Origin of the sequence: Sphingobium sp. ba1 (genome assembly GCF_000743655.1) — a bacterium.
GTDB lineage: Bacteria > Pseudomonadota > Alphaproteobacteria > Sphingomonadales > Sphingomonadaceae > Sphingobium.
The window spans coordinates 800,320-803,294 of sequence record NZ_JPPQ01000069.1 but is presented as its reverse complement, the minus strand read 5'-3'; the positions used below and the strand labels follow the sequence as shown (position 1 = coordinate 803,294).

Here is a 2,975-nt window from a genome sequence, read left to right as displayed (position 1 = left end):
TCGAGTCCGGCCGTTCAAGCCGCAAAATATGTCCAACAATGCGGCGGTGACGGCCGATGGCGGCGAGATCGGCCGGGCGCAGGCGTTGCAGGCGATCGCCTGCGGCGTACCGCTGCATACGGATATGAACCCGGTGCTGTTGAAGCCACAGGCCGACCGGACATCGCAACTGATCGTTCATGGCCAGGTGCGCGGCACGCTGGGATCGGGCAATTTCCGCGCCGCGCGGGGCGAATTGCTCGGCGCAGTGCTGGAAAGCTATGCGCGGTTGCAGGCGCAATGCGACATCGTCGTGGTCGAGGGCGCGGGGTCGCCCGCCGAGATCAACCTGCGCGCGGGCGACATCGCCAATATGGGCTTTGCTCGTGCCGCCAATGTGCCGGTCATACTGGTCGGCGACATCGACCGGGGTGGCGTGATCGCGGCGGTGGTGGGCACGCGCACGGTGATCGACCCGGAGGATGCGGCGATGATCCGGGGTTTCCTGATCAACAAATTTCGTGGCGATCCGGCTTTGTTCATCGATGGCTATGCGCAGATCGAGGCGCTGTCGGGCTGGCGCGGGCTGGGGGTCGTGCCCTGGCTGGATGCCGTGGCGCGCCTGCCGAGCGAGGATGCGGTCGTGCTGGAGCGGCGGCATTTTTCGGTCGACGCGCCGCTGGTGGTCGCCTGCCCGGTGCTGCCGCGCATTTCCAATTTCGATGATGTCGATCCGCTGAAGCTGGAGCCGGGCGTGGACCTGCGCATGGTCGGACCGGGGCAGGTTATCCCCGCCGAGGCGGTGCTGGTGATCCTGCCCGGTTCCAAGGCCAGTGTCGCGGATATGCGGGCGATGGTCGCGCAGGGGTGGGACATCGACATACGCGCGCATCACCGGCGCGGGGGCGCGGTGCTGGGGATATGCGGCGCATACCAGATGCTGGGACGGACGATCGCCGACGCGGACGGGCTGGAGGGACCGCCGGGGTCAGTCGCGGGGCTGGGGCTGCTGGATGTCGAGACGGTGCTGGGCGGGACCAAGACGTTGGAAGCGGTGCGTGGCAGGGCGCTGGGGGCCGAATTTGGCGGCTATGAGATGCATATGGGGCAAACCGACGGGCCGGATCGTGCGCGGCCCTTTGCCATGCTGGGCGATCGGCCGGATGGCGCGATCAGCCGCGATGGGCGGGTGATGGGCAGCTATGTGCATGGGCTGCTCGCCAGCACGGAGCTGCGTGACGCCCTACTGCAGCCGCTGGGCAGCGCGTCGGCGGGGCAGGATTATGACCAGTCGGTCGAGGATGCGCTGGACGAGGTCGCCGCGCTGCTCGAAACCCATGCCGATGTCGATGCCATGATCGCGCTGGCGATGGGATAATGCTGATGGGAAAAATGGTGCACCCAGAGCGATTCGAACGCCCGACCCTCAGATTCGTAGTCTGATGCTCTATCCAGCTGAGCTATGGGTGCAGAGGAAAGACTGGCGGAGGCTGGAAGCCCGACCGGTAAAGCCCTTCGGAAAAATGGTGCACCCAGAGCGATTCGAACGCCCGACCCTCAGATTCGTAGTCTGATGCTCTATCCAGCTGAGCTATGGGTGCATTTGGAGAGGCGCAGATAGAAGCGCCCGGCCATTTGGGCAAGCCCCTTTTTTGCACTTTTATGGCCCGTTTCCGAAGCGGAACGAGGAACGAGCAACTTTTACCGCGCTGCACCGTTCGGATGGGCAGGAGGACCCGCCATGAGCTTTACCCTGAATGACATTGCCTTGCTGTTGATCGCCTTGATCATCGGCCTGATATTCGGCCTGATGATAAGTGGGCGCGGCAAATATCGCCGGGCCTGGCGCGACGAACAATTGCTGCATCGGCAATCGGTGAAGGATCGCGATGCCCGGTTAGAAGCGGCCGAGACGCGCGTGCGCGAACTGGAACGGCAGGCGGTGCCGGTAGGCGCCGGTGCGACGAGCGGCGTGGCCGCCGCTGCCACGCATGAGCGCGATGATCTGAGCCGCATCAACGGGATCAGCCAGGCGCAGGAAGTGTCGCTCAACGAGGCGGGCTATCAGCGCTTCGAGCAGATTGCGGCCTTGGGCGCCGAGCAGGAAGCGGCGCTGGAAGCGCGGCTGGGGTTGCGGCCCGGTACGATCGTTCAGGAGGACTGGCGCGGTCAGGCGCGGACGCTGGAAACCAAGCCTGCCAGGCGTGGCCTGTTCGGCTAAGCGAACACCGCCGTTTACAAAGAGAAAGGGCGGGGATCACTCCCCGCCCTTTTCTTATGCCTTCTTTGCCAGCGCAGCCTGCGCCGCCGCCAGCCGGGCGATCGGCACGCGATAGGGCGAGGCGGAGACATAATCGAGGCCTGTCGCCTCGCAGAAGGCGATCGAGGCCGGGTCGCCGCCATGTTCGCCGCAAATGCCAAGCTTGATGCCAGGGCGGGTCTTGCGACCGCGTTCGGCGGCCAGCTGGATCAGTTCGCCCACACCCTCGACATCGATGCTGACGAAGGGATCGCGGGCGAAGATGCCCTTGTCGACATAGGTGCCGAGGAACCGGCCCGCATCGTCGCGGCTGATGCCGATCGTGGTCTGGGTCAGATCGTTGGTGCCGAAGGAGAAAAATTCGCCGACTTCCGCGATCTCGCCTGCCTTAAGCGCGGCGCGGGGCAGTTCGATCATCGTGCCGACAAGATATTCGACGCTGTCGCCCTGTTCAGCGAAGACTTCGGCGGCGACGCGATCGACGATCGCCTTCATTAGTTCCAGTTCCTTGCGGGTCGCAACGAGTGGGATCATGACTTCGGGGATCGGCGCTTCGCCGCCGCGCTGCTTGACGATCAAGGCCGCTTCGAAGATCGCACGCGCCTGCATCTCGTAGATTTCGGGATAGGTGACGCCCAGGCGGCAACCGCGATGGCCGAGCATCGGGTTGAATTCATGCAGTTCGTTGGCGCGGCGCTTGAGCACGTCCACAGACACGCCTGCCGCCTTGGCCACT

Annotated in this window: 3 protein-coding genes and 2 tRNA genes; 2 read left to right on the top strand and 3 right to left on the bottom strand. The window is 64.7% G+C overall.

Annotated elements, in window-relative coordinates; translation table 11 throughout:
* On the top strand, nt 1-1,357 hold a 1,357-nt coding region (locus IL54_RS06860), incomplete at its 5' end, for a cobyric acid synthase (protein WP_076605554.1).
* 15 nt (nt 1,358-1,372) lie between these two features.
* On the opposite strand, the gene IL54_RS06855 is transcribed toward IL54_RS06860, so the two are convergent.
* Both IL54_RS06855 and IL54_RS06850 read right to left on the bottom strand, forming a co-directional pair.
* Nucleotides 1,373-1,449 (bottom strand) — tRNA-Arg (locus tag IL54_RS06855).
* A gap of 54 nt (nt 1,450-1,503) precedes the next feature.
* Nucleotides 1,504-1,580 (bottom strand) — tRNA-Arg (locus IL54_RS06850).
* A gap of 140 nt (nt 1,581-1,720) precedes the next feature.
* Between IL54_RS06850 and IL54_RS06845 the strand changes: the two genes are divergently transcribed.
* Nucleotides 1,721-2,200, top strand: a complete 480-nt coding sequence (locus IL54_RS06845; protein WP_037474248.1) for a hypothetical protein — start codon at nt 1,721-1,723, stop codon at nt 2,198-2,200.
* A gap of 54 nt (nt 2,201-2,254) precedes the next feature.
* On the opposite strand, the gene IL54_RS06840 is transcribed toward IL54_RS06845, so the two are convergent.
* The coding region (locus tag IL54_RS06840) for a putative PEP-binding protein (protein ID WP_337587980.1) at nt 2,255-2,975 on the bottom strand (721 nt) is incomplete at its 5' end.